The 600-nt window shown below is 49.8% G+C and carries 1 protein-coding gene; it reads right to left on the bottom strand.

The annotated features are described in order from the left end of the window. A partial coding sequence (locus ACXJ7R_RS35810; protein ID WP_457155899.1) for a DUF3644 domain-containing protein occupies window positions 1-490 on the bottom strand: 490 nt, incomplete at its 3' end. Window positions 491-600 lie beyond the last annotated feature (110 nt).

Below are 600 nucleotides of genomic sequence, written 5' to 3' on the forward strand. Positions count from 1 at the left end.
GGTTATTCTTGATGCCTTTGCTTAAAGGGCAATCCGGTCGGGTGAGCATGAAGCTCAAGCCGAAAGAGGTTCCATCTGCATTGAGCGTGGCGATGTTCTTGCGCTCGTAATGTTCGTGCAACAGGTAGGTCCACGCGATGTTGGCCATGATCGCGAATATGCCAGTTTTGAAATTGTAGGTGCTGCTGTTGAAAATGGTCACAGCCAGGATCATCGCCTCGCGGGCACGAATCAACCTTTCATCCTCGTAGAGATTGAGGCCAGTGACAGGGGCGAAACTCTGCTTCTTCTTTTTGAAGAATTCGATTTCTGCATCCGTAGCTGCAGCAATGGAGGCATCTTTTTTGACCGTCGATATGCGACCAAAATTCACTGTCGGATCGCGTCCGAAATTGATCAGGGCATGAATGTCTTGGTTCCGCGCGCCTTTGGCAAGGAGCCCCTTGATGACGCTCTTCTCTTCGGCGTCCAGTCCCCGAAGTTTTGGCATGTGTTGTCCCTCCACAAAACCCAGCGGGGCTTAGGCAATTCTTATAGAAGGTACAATAATGATAAAGTATGAAAGTAGCCAATTGACGGCGTTGCCATTACAGCCCACAT

The organism is Mesorhizobium sp. P5_C1 (assembly GCF_054049815.1).